Source organism: Acinetobacter sp. YH12046, from assembly GCF_013419905.1.
Lineage (GTDB): Bacteria > Pseudomonadota > Gammaproteobacteria > Pseudomonadales > Moraxellaceae > Acinetobacter.
In genome coordinates this window covers 1-14,841 of the sequence record NZ_VOZF01000045.1, presented here as the reverse complement: position 1 = coordinate 14,841, position 14,841 = coordinate 1, and the positions used below count along the sequence as shown (strand labels likewise).

The window sequence follows — 14,841 nt, the reverse complement described above, 5'->3', positions numbered from 1 at the left end:
GGGCAAATTGTAGGTTTTATCTCAGGTTCAAATTTAAGATTTTAGCAGCACTCCAAACTCTACAATTTGCGTATAGTGGTAGCTAATCACTATATCAATCAAGATACAAGAAGCACTGCTTCGCAAGGGGGTGAGGGAGAAAGAATTACAACAAATCAGGATAAAACCTCTCAAACTCCGGATTTACAGCTTCACCCCTCAGCAAATAACCTTTTGGCTGAATATAACTATAAATTTCCCGAGCAGGTTGTTCATGCCAACCAATATTAAAAGCACACAATTTTGGGAAAAATTGCAGATGGCTATAGTTCAGATTGTTATGAATCCAATAGGCAAGTTGTTGCCAGTTGGATTGGTCTTTTTCATACAGTTCTAGAAATGAAGGAATGACTATACACGCTGTTGCGCCGTGACCTTTTTCGTCGGGATAGTCCCAAATATGGCTGGCAAAGTTTTTTTCATTGCTAGCACAGTTATGTCCTTTTTCGTTGCCAAGTTGATTCACTTGTGGCGAACGATAAGCGGATCGAATGGTGATGCGTCCAAATTTGTCTTGGAGAGGTTCAAGTAGTTCTTCGCAGAGTCGTGTGCCTGTGTAGATGGCTTTTTCAGGATGGTCGGGGAAGTTTGGCACACCATACCAATTGGAGATTTCGCTATACAGGAAATCACGCATAAAAAAGGACTTTGACAGCTGGACGCGCCCTAAGTCTTCGAGTTTGGTGAGGGAGGATACTTTTTTGATAGTCTGATCCTAGACAAAATAATGGACAGCACGTGCCTCTAAAGATAACGTAACTTTAATCTTTGGAGATTCAAGAAATGGCTAAACGTTTTAGTCCCGAATTTAAACAGCAAGCGATTGATTATGCACTTTCAAACTCACACGAGTCTGTAGCTGCAATCGCCCAGAAATTAGGTGTGGGTTATTCAACATTAGATAAATGGATTCGTGAAACCAATCCGGCAGGTTCAAGCAAACGTCAACTTTCACCAGAACAACAGCGGATCGTGGAATTAGAGAAAGAAGTCAAACAGCTCAAGGAAGCCAATGACATCTTAAAAAAAGCGCATGTGTACTTTCTAACAGATCATGCCAAGAAAAGTACACGGTAATTCAAGATCTAGATATGAATGAAGTCACCGTATCTTCTGCCTGTAAATGCCTGGGTGTCAGCACTTCAGGCTATTATACCTGGCGAAAACATCAAGCCAATACGGCACAGAAATATAATGACTTAAAAGCCGTATATTGGCAGCATCATGCACGATTGGGTGCACCTTCATTAGTACATGACATGCATGATTTAGGTTACAACATGAGCGAACGTACTATTGGAAGGATCCTAAAAAAGCTTGGTTTACGTAGCAGGATTGCACGTAAATACAAGCATACGACTGATTCAACCCATCGTTTGCCTACAGCACCCAACTTGTTGGATCGCCAATTTACAGCTACTCAGCCTAATAAAGTCTGGACAACAGACATTACCTATATCCGCACTAAAGAAGGTTGGTTGTATTTATGTGTGATGCTAGATTTATTTAGCCGTCGTATCGTGGGGTGGCAAACCAGCCATCGAATAGACCGCCAGTTGGTGTGTGATACGTTTAACTATGCAATGGCTCGTCAGGGTTATCCAACTGGTGTTATGGTTCATTCGGACCAAGGCTCACAGTACTGTAGTCGTGATTTTAGAGCGCTGTTACTGAAAAATGATTGTACTCAGAGTATGTCTAGACGTGGAAACTGTTGGGATAATGCAGTGACTGAAAGCTTCTTTCATACATTAAAAGGTCATGTGGTACATGGCAGTGTGTTTTCGACTCGAAAAGAAGCGAATGCTGTCTTGTTTGACTATATTGAAATTTATTACAATCGAGTCAGAAGACATTCTGCAAACGGCTGGTTAAGTCCAGAAGCCTTTGAACAGAAATATATTAAAAGTTTAGAGGGGCTGGTTGTCCACGATACTGTCTAGGATCAGTCATGTTGTTTTAGATATGAAGTGTTTGGATTGATTCTATAAATAAAGTTATGAAAATAAATTAATAATTCTTTCTTAAAAGGAGAGAGAACATTTAATCTATTTTTAGAATTTGAAGTTGTATTTTGCTAACGAACTCGCTGATATTTGTAATAAGGGTATCGATATCTTCTTTTGAGATTCGTATTTTCTTCTGTTCTTTAGTATACCCAGCTCTATGAGCACAATCATGTCTTTTCTCAACGGCTGGCACTAGCCAAGTAGTTTTGGGAATATCACAGTTTAATGTTGTCTTAAACATAGGAATAACAGTTTGAACATTATGGAATGATTTTGTTTTAAGAGAGTCTTCTACTTTTTTTCTAAGAGTATCTTTCCAATTATTTAATTCTTGAATTTTGAATGTTAAATCTTTGGTTGAGCCATCGTTTAAAGCTTGCTTGAGGATAAAGCTATCTGATGAAAGTACAGTTGTAATGAACGTTGTTTCAAGATAATTCTCTAATGTAGCAATAAGAAAACCATGTAGCATTATATTAATATCTTCTTCTAAATCAGCAGGATAATTATGGTTAAGAATTTGCTTAGCTTTCAATATATTTTTTTCAAAAATATCTATAGATTTGGTTTTTTCATATAACCATTGAAACTCTTGTTGAGTAGTAAAACACATCGTCCTTTTAAAGGATTTAATAAAAAAGTTTTCAGTTAGAATCTGATGCTGTAAGTTATTTTTAACAATATCTCTAATTTTTTCGTAAAAGGAACTAAGTAAAGTTAAGTCCTCCGAGAAATAATTTTCTAGATCGAAATAAAAGTGTTCGTATTCTGGCAAAGAAAATAAATTATTTGGTAGTGTGTTTAGAAAGCGTTGTGGGATAGGTAAATCAAAATAGTATTTAAAATATTCTGTTTCAAAAATACTATTTGTTGGTGATTGCGCAAGTTGACCAATTTTAATTATACCAAAACTTTTCTTTATACAAGGGTTCTTAGAATAGTCACAAATATGGATATTAAACGTTGTTTTGTATCCAAAATCATCCCAATTAGAGGGAGAGAGTAAAATGAGATAACCTGAAAAGTTTTCTAATAGCGGGGGTGCACTAGTTTTATTAAAGTAAATTTTAATTTCCATACTTTCTCCCATAAAAAAACCCCGCATTAAGCGAGGTTTTTATAACATGAAATCAAATAATTAGCGAATAGATCAACCAATCAATTTCTTCATCAATTCATTCACTTGAGCAGGGTTGGCTTTACCACGTGATGCTTTCATCACCTGACCAACCAGACCGTTGAAAGCTTTCTCTTTACCAGATTTATACTCTTCAACCATCTTCTCGTTGGCAGCAAGTACATCCTTAATAATCGCTTCAATCGCGCCTGTATCAGTTTCCTGTTTCAAGCCTTTCTCAGCAATAATCTCGTCCGCAGTTTTGCCTTCTTCCCACATAAAGCCAAACACCTGTTTCGCGATCTTACCGCTAATGGTGTTATCGACAATACGCGCGATCATACCGCCCAATTTCTCACTCGACACAGGAGAGTCAGCAAGGTCTAGGCCAGCTTTGTTTAAAGCACCTGAGAATTCACCCATTACCCAGTTTGCCGCAATCTTACCTTGTGCAGCACCGCCAGCAGCTTTCACCACATCTTCGTAAAACTCTGACATTTCACGAGTCAGTGTCAGTACGTGAGCATCGTATTCAGTCACACCGAAGTCAGCCACGAAACGCGCACGACGAGCAGCAGGAAGCTCAGGCATTTGCGCTTTAATCGCTTCGATTTGCGCATCTGGAATCACCACAGGCAACAAGTCAGGATCAGGGAAGTAGCGGTAATCGTTCGCTTCTTCCTTAGAACGCATTGAACGGGTTTCCATCTTCACAGGGTCGAACAGACGAGTTTCCTGATCAATGGTGCCGTCCCATTCCAGAATTTCCATTTGACGTTCAATTTCAACATTGATCGCTTGTTCAATGAAACGGAATGAGTTCAGGTTTTTCAATTCACAACGTGTACCGAACGGTTGACCCGGACGGCGTAAAGACACGTTACAGTCGGCACGGAACGAACCTTCTGCCATGTTACCGTCAGAAATACCTAACCAGCGAACCAGCGTGTGAATCGCTTTAATGTAGGCAACCGCTTCCTCAACCGAACGCATATCTGGTTCAGATACAATCTCAAGTAAAGGTGTACCTGCACGATTTAAGTCGATACCTGACATACCTTCAAACTGGTCATGAATCGATTTACCAGCATCTTCCTCAAGGTGTGCACGAGTCACGCCAATGCGTTTAGTGGTGCCATCTTCAAGCTGGATGTCGATATGACCCAAGCCCACAATCGGGTTGTCCATCTGGCTGATCTGGTAGCCTTTTGGAGAATCCGGATAGAAATAGTTTTTACGTGCAAACACAGACGCCTGGTCGATGTACGCGTCGATACCCAAACCAAAGCGAATCGCTAAATCCACCACTTCTTTGTTCAGTACTGGCAATACGCCCGGCATGGCCAAATCAACCAGACTTGCCTGAGTGTTTGGATCATTACCAAACTCGGTTGATGAACCCGAGAAGATCTTAGATTTCGTCGCCAGCTGAGTATGAATCTCGATACCAATGACAACTTCCCAACCATCAATCAGGTTAGATTTTGGTTTAGCGTTGTTCTTCGCCATTATGCATTCTCCTCAGCAATTGCAGCGCGTTTTGTATGCCAATCCGTTGCTTGTTGATACTGATGTACCACAGACAACAATTGCGATTCTGACCAGTAGTTACCAATCAGCTGTAAGCCAACTGGCAGGTTGTCTTTGTCAAAACCAACAGGCGCGTTAATCGCAGGAAGACCTGCAAGGTTTACCGCGATGGTGTAGATGTCACCCAGGTACATTTCAACTGGGCTTAAGTTTGCACCGATCCGGTATGCAGTGGTTGGTGCAGAAGGCGCAGCAATCACATCTACAGATTCGAATGCTTTTAGGAAGTCTTGTTGAATTAAACGACGTACTTTTTGTGCTTTCACATAGTAGGCATCGTAATAACCGGCAGAAAGGGCATAAGTACCAATCAGAATACGGCGTTGCACTTCAGCACCGAAACCTTCTGAACGGGAACGCTTGTACAGGTCCATCAAGTCCACTGGGTTTTCACAGCGGTAGCCATAACGCACGCCGTCATAACGTGACAGGTTTGAAGATGCTTCAGCAGGGGCAATCAGGTAATAGGTCGGCACGTAGCTTTCTGTCATGTTGAGATCAATCTCAACCAGAATAGCGCCCATTTCTTCCAGTTTTTTTAAGGATTCTTCAACGCGTGCTTTTACATCAGCGGCAAGACCCTCAACATTGAAGTACTGTTTTGGAATACCAATACGTAGGCCTTTCACAGATGTGCCGTTCAGGTTTGCCACATAATCATCCACTTCTTTTTCCATTGAAGTAGAGTCTTTAGCATCGTGGCCTGCCATGACATTCATCAGGTAAGCACAGTCTTCAGCTGAACGTGCCATTGGACCACCTTGGTCCAATGATGATGCGTACGCGATCATACCGAAACGCGATACACGGCCATAAGTCGGTTTTAGACCAGTCAGACCACAAAAAGATGCTGGTTGACGGATTGAACCACCGGTATCCGTACCGGTTGCAAAAGGTGCTAGATCAGCAGCCACAACCGCAGCAGAACCACCTGAAGAACCGCCTGGAACGTGATCTAGTGCCCAAGGGTTTTTGGTCGCGCCAAAATAAGAAGACTCGGAAGTTGAACCCATGGCAAATTCATCCATGTTCACTTTACCAAGTGTGACTAAGCCCGCAGCTTTACCTTTCGCTACAACGGTCGCGTCGTAAGGAGAGATAAAATTGTCCAGCATTTTAGAACCGGCTGTGGTTTTAATGCCTTGGGTACAGAAAATATCTTTATGTGCAATGGGCACACCAGTCAGGGCGGTGGCGTTGCCTGCTTTGATTGCAGCATCGGCAGCATCAGCTTGAGCCAATGCCTGTTCAGCAGTCACGGTCACATAAGCCTTGACCTGTGCATCAATTTTTTCGATGCGTTTTAAATAGTGTTGAGTCAATTCGCGGGATGAAAATTGAGCATTTGCCAAACCTTCAGTCAGTTCACGAATGGATAAGCGGTGTAAATCTGTCATGAGAAATAATTCTTTACGTTTAATTTAATAAAAAGAATGAACTGGGTAGTAATTACTCAATCACGCGTGGGACGAGATACAAACCGTCCTGTACAGCAGGTGCAACTGCTTGGTATTCCTCACGATGATTGCTTTCCGACACGACATCTTCACGTAAAGGCTGTGGGTGGTCGAAAGGGCTTTTCAGTGGTTCAACACCGTCAGTATCGATGCCTTTCAGGGTTTCCATCATGCCTAAAATTTTATTTAAACTTTGAGCATATTCAGCAGATTGCGTATCATTAAGAGATAACCTTGCGAGGTTGGCAATAGCTGAAACTGTTTCTGCATTTAAATCTGCAGAAGACTGTGCATCCGATGTAGACATAATATTACCTAATCAGTATTAAAAAAATTCAAATTATCATGCGTTATGATAAGCGATTGACTTGTCCAAATCATCACATTTAGTTAAAGTGGCCACCTTGCGTCCATATAAAGTTTAACTGAGAACGTCCCCGTGATTCTAAAACGACTAATAGGCTTGTTTTCGCCAGATCTCGCTATTGATTTAGGTACTGCAAATACACTTATTTATGCGCCAGGACGAGGCATTATATTAAATGAACCGACGGTTGTAGCCATCCGTCACAGTGGTTCACATAAAATTGTTGCTGCCGTAGGTCTTGACGCGAAACAAATGCTTGGTCGTACCCCAGCAAATATTTCTGCAATCCGTCCGATGAAAGACGGCGTGATTGCGGATTTCGAAGTGACCGAAACCATGTTAAATCAGTTCATTGGTAAGGTACACGAAAAACGTTTATTCCCGCCAGCGCCACGCGTGGTGGTTTGCGTGCCATGTAAATCGACACTGGTTGAACGCCGTGCGATCCGTGAAGCAGTTTATAATGCGGGTGCGCGTGAAGTACGTCTGATTGAAGAGCCGATGGCAGCTGCAATTGGTGCAGGCATGCCGGTTGAGCAGGCGTGTGGTTCGATGGTTGTTGATGTGGGCGGCGGTACAACTGAGATTGCAGTCATTTCATTGCAGGGCTGTGTATATGCAGACTCGCTGCGTATTGGCGGTGATGTATTTGACGAACAGATCATCAACTACGTGCGTAAGGCACATGGTTGCGTGATCGGTGAAACCACAGCTGAAGTGATCAAAAAAGAAGTTGGCATGGCACTTCCAGATGAAGGTGCAAAACCGCTGGAAATTGAAGTTCGTGGCCGTAACTTGGCTGAAGGTGTGCCTCGCGCGATTGTGGTGAACTCGGATGAAGTCACTCAAGCGATTTCTGATCCACTACAAAACATCGTGTCTGCGGTGAAATCTGCATTGGAACAAACACCTCCTGAACTGTCTTCTGACATCGCTGAACGCGGGATCGTGTTGACCGGTGGTGGTGCATTGCTGCGTAACCTGGACAAGCTTCTTGCAAAAGAAACAGGTCTGCCTGTTGTGGTTGCTGAAGATCCACTGTCTTGCGTGACTCGTGGTGGCGGTAAGGTACTCGAATTCTTCGACAATCCAAATCATGACATGTTATTTGTAGGCTAAGACAAGGATTCGGCGGGTGCAAGCACATCTGTTTTCTCGACAACCGCCATCTTTTCGCTCTTTTATCATTGCACTGATAACATGTCTGGTGGTGCTGTTCTTTGACTGGCGCATGCCACATGTTGTTCAACCTGCAAGGGATGTCTTGTACGCGGCCTATAACCCCATTTATGCCGTGGCCAGCTATCCGGTACTGTCGCGAGAATGGCTGAATCAACAAACCAAATCTGAAGCGCAACTGCGTCGTGAAAATACCGCGATGCAGGCTGAGCTATTGCAGGCGCAAGTTCGCCTACAAAAAATTGCAGAACTTTCTGCAGAAAATACTCGTTTACGCGGTCTTTTAGATACCCCTCTGATTCTTGATGGACGTATGGAAATTGCTGAGGTCATTGGTACCGATGCTGATCCGTTGCGCCATATCATCGTGATCAACCGTGGTTCCAATAACAAGCTGAAAGTCGGTCAGACCGTACTGGATGACATGGGGATTATGGGACAGATTATTGATGTCTATCCGCATAGTAGCCGGGTCATGCTGCTCTCTGATAAAGAACACTCCTTGTCGGTGCGTCTGGAACATACTGGCATGCGTGCCATTGTCTCGGGAACCGGGGATCTGGGACGCCTGAAAATGGAATATGTACCGACCAGCGCCAATATCAAAGTTGGTGAAAAAGTTTACAGTTCAGGTCTGGGACAGCATTTTCCGGCAGGTTATCTGGTGGGAACGGTATCTAACGTAAAACGGCATAATTCAGGGGAATTTGCTCAGATTGATGTCACTCCAGCAGCACAGTTGGCCGGTGGTCATCATGTCGTCGTGCTGTTCTCTGACTCATTAGCGATGGAGCAACCGCATGTCAATCGCTAAGATGCGACCTAAAACACATCGTGATCCTTTATTTGCCATTGTTATTTCAGTGATTGTGGCTTCTGTTCTCTCAGTCTATCCACTGTCTTACGAGACCTCGGGATGGCGTCCATTATTTATGTTAATGGTCATGCTGTTCTGGGTATTGTGTCAGCCGACCTGGTGTGGAATCTGGTTTGCATTTGCTACCGGGATCTTCATTGATTTACTGCTTGATGCGCCTTTAGGTCTCAATGCACTTAGCTTTATCATCATTGCTTTTGTGGCACGTTTCCTGACCCGTGAGCGCCGTATTCTGACCTTTGCTAATTTATGGGTCATTACGGCAATTGCGATTCTGGCACATTTGATGATTATCTTCTTTGCCCAGATTTCGACCGGCGTACAATTCTCATTTGCACGACATTGGATTCCCATGCTGACTAGTGTCATCATATGGCCAGTGCTTTATTACTTTTTGAGAAAATGGCGCATTTAATCCTCGCTTCCAGCTCACCCCGACGCCGTGAACTTTTGCAGCAACTCGGGCTGAACTTTGAGATCTGTAGCCCAGATGTAGACGAATCTGTACTGGAAAATGAGTCCATTGCAGCCTATGTCGAACGTCTGGCGCAAGTCAAAGCGGAAGCGGTGGCCAAGCTGTTTCCGGATGCCATTATTATTGCTGCGGATACCAGTTTAGGTGTGAATAATGAGATTTTGGGGAAACCTGAATCCAAACAGCATGCCTTTGAAATGTGGGAAAAAATTTCAGGGAGATGGCATGATGTGTATACTGGAGTGTGCGTCCGCACAAAAGAAGAAAAATACAGTATAGTAGTTCGTACACAGGTTGAATTTCAGCCACTAAATAGCCATGATATGGAAAGTTACTGGGCAACAGGTGAGCCGCTTGGGAAAGCAGGCGCCTATGCAATACAGGGAATTGCAGCGCGTTATATTCCAAGAATAGAAGGTAGTTATTCGAATGTAGTGGGGTTGCCACTATATGAAACAGTACAGTTATTGCAGACGGTTAAGGCACTAAATTAACTGCTGAAAAAGAATTCTTATAATGTTTTGAGTGTTGTTATGTCTGACGAGTTGTTGATTAACGTCACACCGATGGAATGTCGGGTGGCGTTGATTGAAAACGGCACGGTGAATGAACTGTTTGTCGAGCGTACGGCCAAGCGCGGATTGGTCGGGAATATCTATAAAGGAAAAGTGGTCCGGGTCTTGCCGGGCATGCAGGCCGCTTTTGTTGATATTGGCCTGTCCAGAACGGCATTTTTGCATATCAATGACATGGTCTGGCCACGTAACCAGCCAACGCCGAATGTATTCGAACTGCTGCAGCCGGGTCTGATTCTTACCGTTCAGGTGATGAAAGACATGCTCGGTACCAAGGGCGCACGCCTATCTACTGATCTTTCTATTCCTTCACGTTATTTGGTCCTGATGCCATATGGCAATCATATTGGCGTATCGCAGCGGATTGAATCCGAAGATGAACGCAATCGTTTACGCTCGATCATTGAGCGTATTCAGGCAGAACACAAGTTGCCAGGCTCCGTGATTGTCCGTACTGCTGCGGATGGCATTGAAGAAGAGGCGATTGCACAGGATATGGCTTACTTAGCCAAACTGTGGGAATACATCCAGCGCAAACAAAAAGTAATCGCAGTGCCTTCATTGATCTTTGAAGAACTGCCTTTGCCACAGCGTGTCATTCGTGACCTGGCTAATGAAGAAACCGAAAAGATCTATATCGATTCACGCGAAATCCATGGCAAGCTGAAAGAGTTTGTGGATGAGTTCGTGCCGAACATGAAAGACCGTTTGCTACATTATCCGGGCGAGCGACCAATTTTCGATTTGTACAATGTCGAAGAAGATCTGCAAAAGGCTTTACAAACCCGTGTCGCACTGAAGTCCGGCGGTTATCTGATGATTGACCAGACTGAAGCCATGACCACCATTGATGTTAATACCGGTTCTTATGTGGGCGGTCGCTCGCTGGAAGATACGGTGTTTAAAACCAATATGGAAGCCACACAGGTGATTGCACGTCAGCTGCGTCTGCGTAATCTGGGCGGTATTATCATCATTGACTTTATTGACATGCAGGAAGCCCAGCACCGTGAAGAGGTGATGAACCAGTTTGTGAAAATGCTGGAACGTGATCATGCCAAAACCAAGATCACCCAGGTGTCTGAACTGGGGTTGGTGGAGATGACGCGTAAGCGTACCCGTGAGTCTTTGGAACACTTGTTATGCGAGTCCTGTCCGACCTGTCAGGGACGTGGATATGTGAAAACAGCAGAATCAGTGTGTTACGAAATTTTTCGGGAAATCCTGCGCTATGCTCGCGCTTATGAATCACAAAGTGGCTTTACTGTTGTTGCCCATCCGGCAGTGATTGATCGGCTGTTGACTGCAGAAGCCCCAGCTGTAGCGGATCTGGAACACTTTATTAATCGTGTAATTAAATTCCAGGTCGAAAATTTATACACGCAAGAGCAATACGATATCATTCTCAGCTGAAATTGTAACAGAATATCGTTAAACACTTGTTACATCTGAAATTTTACAACTCTACTGATATTTACAATACTAGAAACATCAAATTAGCCAAAGCCTTTCTCCCAGTTCTAGGCTTAGCAAAAGGAGTCTATGATGAGTATGAGTAAAGTTGTAATCAATAAAAGCTTGAAACACGTATTAGAACCAAAGGCTGTGCATGCAGGATATATTGTGGATGAACGCGGGAATGAAGTTCAGATTACAGCTTCTATGATTCGCTCTGTCTGCCATCAGTTATTGAAACAATGTCGTACTATTAAAAGTTAATTAAACCAAAATAGATTGCGGTTGTATGAATTTCATTCAAACTGTAAAAAGAATAAAATAAAGGGGCTTAAATTGCCCCTTTATTTTTTACTAAATGATTGGCAAAAGTGCTCACACACTTTTTAGCAGTCCATTGCCAGATTTTATTCGTCCGCGGCTAACTGACCGCTTTCAACTTTGGGACGGGTTCACCATCCACAATCCGTTCGAAGCGTTGAATTTCTTCTTCAAGATGAGTCAATAGATTCTGCATTTTGGGTAGAGCATTACGGCAAGCAGTAAGACCTACTTCAAGCTTGTCCATATAACTGGTCATGGTGATATTCAGTGCCTGTCCATCCAGTACAATCGAAGCCGGATATAAGGCTTCCAAACGTGCGCCATTCCAGTACAGAGGTTCCTGAGGACCAGGGACATTGGAAATGATCACGTTAAATGCCTGACGTTTTGGCATTAAGCCAGATGCAATATTGAATCCTGCAAGACCGTAGACAAAAGCACTATAGTTCAGAATCTGATTGGCATTCATGCGCTTAAAGCGTTCTTTAGCACTGAGTACACTGCGACGTACCGTTTTAAGACGCTCCAAAGGATCATCCTTATGCGTGCCCAGATTCGCCAGAATCATGGTAATACGGTTGGAAACATCGGAGTCATCGCTACGTACAGAAGCGGGCACCATTGCAATTAATGGTTTTTTCGGCAAGGCATTTTGTGTGAGTAAATATTCGCGTAAGGCACCTGAACAGATCGCTAACACGATATCATTAATCGTTACACCTAAAGCTTTAGAAATATGACGTAAACGTGAGAATTCAAAAGATTGGGCTGCGAAACGACGTGAAGCACTGACGCGCTGATTTAAAATAGAACTTGGTGCTTGAAAGCTGGACACATAATCCGGATTACGCCCCATATCTTTCAGTACGGTTTGTGATAATTCATAAGCCACTCGTGGCGTACATTCCAGCTGGCCTTTAATCGCCTGTAATACATTCTTCATGCGGCTGACTTTCGGCGCTTTCAGACGTTTTGCTCGTGGACCTTCTACACACCAAGGTGGCACAATACTTTTCGCATGTGGATCATGGGAAAGTGATTTTTCTACCAGACGCATGCCTGCAATACCATCTACCATCGCATGGTGAATCTTGAAGTACATGGCAAAACGGTTGCCTTCAATGCCTTCAATAATATGACAGGTCCATAAAGGTTTAGCGCGGTCAATCAGTGCGCTGTGTTCTTGGGAAATATAAGTCAGCAGCTCGCGGATACGCCCAGGTTTCGGTAAGGCAATATGACGAAAATGATGATCTAAATCAAACTCTTCATCTTCATCCCAAAATAAACCGTTTAAATAGTTATTAAATGGAGGAATCGGTGAGGATTTGGAATTGCGAATATCAGTCACCAGATCCCGGATAAAAGAGGCTGGTGCATTGTCAGGAATTTGAAACAAAAATAACCCGCCTACATGCATAGGCTGCTGCCGTTTCTCTAAAGACAAAAAAATAAAGTCAATCGGATGTAATGGACGCATAGCGTAGATTGCCTCACTGCATTTTCTTCAGCTGCTCATGTATAAGCAACCTTGTTAGAATTATTGGTATCACATTACAAAGTATAGCGATTTTGTCGCATAAAGGTACTGATTTTTCTGTAGCCGATTGGTTCACAAAAAAACCACCCGACGAACGGATGGCTTTTTAAGATTATTTTTTCAAGTTCCCGGCATGCAAGCCACATTCTTTATGGGTGGCTTCTTCCCACCACCAGCGTCCTTCACGTTCATGCTGATTTGGCAGCACAGGACGGGTACAAGGTTCACAGCCAATGGAGATAAAACCTTTTTCATGTAGTGGGTTGTATGGAATTTCCATCATTCGGATATAATTCCACACATCCGCGCTAGACCAGTTAGCAAGGGGATTATATTTAATCAGCTGTTTGCCTGGGCCAGAAAAACCTTCATCAGATTGAACCACTGGAATGTCATTACGTGTTCCCGGGCTTTGGTCTTTACGCTGACCGGTAATCCAGCCATCTAAAGTTGCCAGTTTTTTGCGTAAAGGTTGCACCTTGCGGATTCCGCAACATTCCTGATGGCCGTCACGGTAGAAACTGAACAAACCTTTTTCAGTCGTCAGTTGTTGAATCGCATCTGTTTCCGGGAAACAGATTTCGATATCAATATTATAGTGCTGGCGAACTTTTTCAATAAATTGATAAGTCTCAGCATGCAGACGCCCTGTATCCAGGCTAAATACCCGGAAAGGTTTACCTAAATTAGATGCCATATCAATCAGTACAACATCTTCTGCACCAGAAAATGAAATGGCAATTTCGCCTTCCTGCTCGAGAGCAAGCGCTAAAATTTCACTTGGTGATTTATCTGCATATTCAGATGCAAGCGCATCTACCATAGCAATAGTGGGGATTTTGGTCATATGAGTCCTGGCGGCATAGGCTTGGAAATGACGTGGCCTATATGAATTTATTTCAGATTTATTCTATTTTAATAGAAATGCCCAAAGCTACTTATCACTAAAAAATAAATACTTATGAAAAAAACAGATTTAAAAAAGAACAGTGCAAAATCTTTTTCTTCAGCTATGATAGGGCAAAATTTTTTCAATACAACTGAGGGGATGCTTCATGGAAGTCGTATGTCTAGATCTAGAGGGCGTTTTGGTTCCAGAAATCTGGATCAATTTTGCTAAAAAAACAGGTATTAAAGAGCTCGAAGCAACGACACGTGATATTCCTGACTATGATGTGTTGATGACCCAGCGTTTGAATATTTTAAAACAGCATGGTTTGGGTCTAAATGATATCCAGGCTGTGATTGCGGATATGGGGCCATTTGAAGGCGCCAAGGAATTTGTAGAATGGGTAAGTACTCATTTTCAGCTGATTATTCTGTCTGACACTTTCTATGAATTTGCTCATCCTCTAATGAAGCAACTAGGCTGGCCAACGATTTTCTGTCATAAGCTGGAAACTGATGAAGAGGGCATGATCACTGCTTATAAACTTCGTCAGCCGGACCAAAAACGTCAAGCCGTAAAAGCATTACATGGCTTGAACTTCCGTGTGATTGCAGCAGGAGATTCTTATAATGATACCACGATGCTAGGTGAAGCAGATCATGGTTTCCTATTTGATGCGCCTGAAAATGTGATTGCTGAATTCCCGCAATTCCCGCCAATTCGTGGTTATGATGCGTTAAAAGAAGCGATTCGTAATGCTTCAGTACGTGATATTCCAGCTTAATTTTTAAGTTTGAAATTAAAAAAAGGCACCAAAGGGTTAATGCCAGTCAGTTAAGCAAATATTAGTAAAATGTAGTAAAAATGAGTGTATGTAAATACGCTCATTTTTTTATGACTTTATCTGAAAATTTAGATTGCACCCTTCAACATTCTTTACCTTCACTT

15 protein-coding genes are annotated in these 14,841 nt (G+C 43.0%); 8 read left to right on the top strand and 7 right to left on the bottom strand.

Annotation, left to right across the window (positions count from 1 at the left end; translation table 11 throughout):
* Positions 1-145 precede the first annotated feature (145 nt).
* Entirely contained in the window at positions 146-676 is a 531-nt protein-coding gene (locus FTU03_RS15080) for a hypothetical protein (protein WP_257218495.1), read from the bottom strand.
* Between the two features lie 146 nt (positions 677-822).
* Here FTU03_RS15080 and FTU03_RS15075 point away from each other — a divergent pair.
* A protein-coding gene (locus FTU03_RS15075) for an IS3 family transposase (protein WP_179993407.1) occupies positions 823-1,982 on the top strand; the annotation gives its coding sequence in 2 pieces (ribosomal slippage) (positions 823-1,057 and positions 1,057-1,982; 1,161 coding nt in all).
* Between the two features lie 100 nt (positions 1,983-2,082).
* Here FTU03_RS15075 and FTU03_RS15070 read toward each other — a convergent pair.
* The 4 genes from FTU03_RS15070 to gatC all read right to left on the bottom strand — a co-directional run bounded on the left by FTU03_RS15070 (position 2,083) and on the right by gatC (position 6,519).
* The gene (locus FTU03_RS15070; RefSeq protein ID WP_179993408.1) at positions 2,083-3,126 is read right to left on the bottom strand and encodes a hypothetical protein; all 1,044 of its coding nucleotides are present in this window, start codon (positions 3,124-3,126) and stop codon (positions 2,083-2,085) included.
* Between the two features lie 72 nt (positions 3,127-3,198).
* Positions 3,199-4,674 carry an Asp-tRNA(Asn)/Glu-tRNA(Gln) amidotransferase subunit GatB gene (gene gatB, locus FTU03_RS15065; protein ID WP_179993409.1) on the bottom strand — a complete coding sequence of 492 codons (1,476 nt, stop codon included), beginning with the start codon at positions 4,672-4,674 and terminating at the stop codon, positions 3,199-3,201.
* A complete protein-coding gene (gene gatA / locus FTU03_RS15060; RefSeq protein WP_179993410.1) occupies positions 4,674-6,152 on the bottom strand; it encodes an Asp-tRNA(Asn)/Glu-tRNA(Gln) amidotransferase subunit GatA in 1,479 nt (492 codons plus the stop codon). The genes gatB and gatA overlap by 1 nt, the downstream gene beginning before the upstream one ends.
* 52 nt (positions 6,153-6,204) lie before the next feature.
* Entirely contained in the window at positions 6,205-6,519 is a 315-nt protein-coding gene (gatC, locus tag FTU03_RS15055) for an Asp-tRNA(Asn)/Glu-tRNA(Gln) amidotransferase subunit GatC (protein WP_005234479.1), read from the bottom strand.
* A gap of 132 nt (positions 6,520-6,651) precedes the next feature.
* Here gatC and FTU03_RS15050 point away from each other — a divergent pair, with 132 nt between their 5' ends.
* The 6 genes from FTU03_RS15050 to FTU03_RS15025 all read left to right on the top strand — a co-directional run bounded on the left by FTU03_RS15050 (position 6,652) and on the right by FTU03_RS15025 (position 11,404).
* Positions 6,652-7,698: a rod shape-determining protein gene (locus tag FTU03_RS15050; protein ID WP_005234480.1), complete on the top strand. Its 1,047-nt coding sequence runs from the start codon at positions 6,652-6,654 to the stop codon at positions 7,696-7,698.
* A 16-nt stretch (positions 7,699-7,714) separates the two neighbouring features.
* On the top strand, positions 7,715-8,572 hold the full coding sequence (gene mreC / locus FTU03_RS15045) for a rod shape-determining protein MreC (RefSeq protein WP_166139623.1): 858 nt from the start codon (positions 7,715-7,717) through the stop codon (positions 8,570-8,572).
* Positions 8,559-9,050: a rod shape-determining protein MreD gene (gene mreD / locus FTU03_RS15040; RefSeq protein WP_166139624.1), complete on the top strand. Its 492-nt coding sequence runs from the start codon at positions 8,559-8,561 to the stop codon at positions 9,048-9,050. Before mreC ends, mreD begins: the two co-directional genes overlap by 14 nt.
* A complete protein-coding gene (locus FTU03_RS15035) occupies positions 9,038-9,604 on the top strand; it encodes a Maf-like protein (RefSeq protein WP_179993411.1) in 567 nt (188 codons plus the stop codon). The genes mreD and FTU03_RS15035 overlap by 13 nt, the downstream gene beginning before the upstream one ends.
* Positions 9,605-9,643: 39 nt before the next feature.
* Positions 9,644-11,098 (top strand): ribonuclease G, encoded by a 1,455-nt coding sequence (rng, locus tag FTU03_RS15030; protein ID WP_005234484.1) that lies wholly within the window; start codon positions 9,644-9,646, stop codon positions 11,096-11,098.
* A gap of 132 nt (positions 11,099-11,230) precedes the next feature.
* Entirely contained in the window at positions 11,231-11,404 is a 174-nt protein-coding gene (locus tag FTU03_RS15025) for a PA1571 family protein (RefSeq protein ID WP_004783090.1), read from the top strand.
* A 157-nt stretch (positions 11,405-11,561) separates the two neighbouring features.
* Here FTU03_RS15025 and FTU03_RS15020 read toward each other — a convergent pair whose 3' ends face one another.
* Together FTU03_RS15020 and FTU03_RS15015 are read right to left on the bottom strand one after the other, a co-directional pair.
* Positions 11,562-12,944 carry a wax ester/triacylglycerol synthase family O-acyltransferase gene (locus FTU03_RS15020; protein WP_004783088.1) on the bottom strand — a complete coding sequence of 461 codons (1,383 nt, stop codon included), beginning with the start codon at positions 12,942-12,944 and terminating at the stop codon, positions 11,562-11,564.
* A gap of 172 nt (positions 12,945-13,116) precedes the next feature.
* A complete protein-coding gene (locus FTU03_RS15015; protein WP_034703384.1) occupies positions 13,117-13,851 on the bottom strand; it encodes a phosphoadenylyl-sulfate reductase in 735 nt (244 codons plus the stop codon).
* A gap of 208 nt (positions 13,852-14,059) precedes the next feature.
* Between FTU03_RS15015 and thrH the strand changes: the two genes are divergently transcribed.
* Positions 14,060-14,677 (top strand): bifunctional phosphoserine phosphatase/homoserine phosphotransferase ThrH, encoded by a 618-nt coding sequence (gene thrH / locus FTU03_RS15010; RefSeq protein ID WP_179993412.1) that lies wholly within the window; start codon positions 14,060-14,062, stop codon positions 14,675-14,677.
* Positions 14,678-14,841 lie beyond the last annotated feature (164 nt).

Coding starts and splice junctions, on each gene's coding strand:
- gatC (WP_005234479.1), bottom strand. CDS start 6,519: ATGTCTACATCGGATGCACAGTCTTCTGCAGATTTAAATGCAGAAACA.
- rng (WP_005234484.1), top strand. CDS start 9,644: ATGTCTGACGAGTTGTTGATTAACGTCACACCGATGGAATGTCGGGTG.
- FTU03_RS15070 (WP_179993408.1), bottom strand. CDS start 3,126: ATGGAAATTAAAATTTACTTTAATAAAACTAGTGCACCCCCGCTATTA.
- thrH (WP_179993412.1), top strand. CDS start 14,060: ATGGAAGTCGTATGTCTAGATCTAGAGGGCGTTTTGGTTCCAGAAATC.
- FTU03_RS15035 (WP_179993411.1), top strand. CDS start 9,038: ATGGCGCATTTAATCCTCGCTTCCAGCTCACCCCGACGCCGTGAACTT.
- mreD (WP_166139624.1), top strand. CDS start 8,559: ATGTCAATCGCTAAGATGCGACCTAAAACACATCGTGATCCTTTATTT.
- FTU03_RS15025 (WP_004783090.1), top strand. CDS start 11,231: ATGAGTATGAGTAAAGTTGTAATCAATAAAAGCTTGAAACACGTATTA.
- FTU03_RS15015 (WP_034703384.1), bottom strand. CDS start 13,851: ATGACCAAAATCCCCACTATTGCTATGGTAGATGCGCTTGCATCTGAA.
- FTU03_RS15080 (WP_257218495.1), bottom strand. CDS start 676: ATGCGTGATTTCCTGTATAGCGAAATCTCCAATTGGTATGGTGTGCCA.
- gatB (WP_179993409.1), bottom strand. CDS start 4,674: ATGGCGAAGAACAACGCTAAACCAAAATCTAACCTGATTGATGGTTGG.
- FTU03_RS15020 (WP_004783088.1), bottom strand. CDS start 12,944: ATGCGTCCATTACATCCGATTGACTTTATTTTTTTGTCTTTAGAGAAA.
- gatA (WP_179993410.1), bottom strand. CDS start 6,152: ATGACAGATTTACACCGCTTATCCATTCGTGAACTGACTGAAGGTTTG.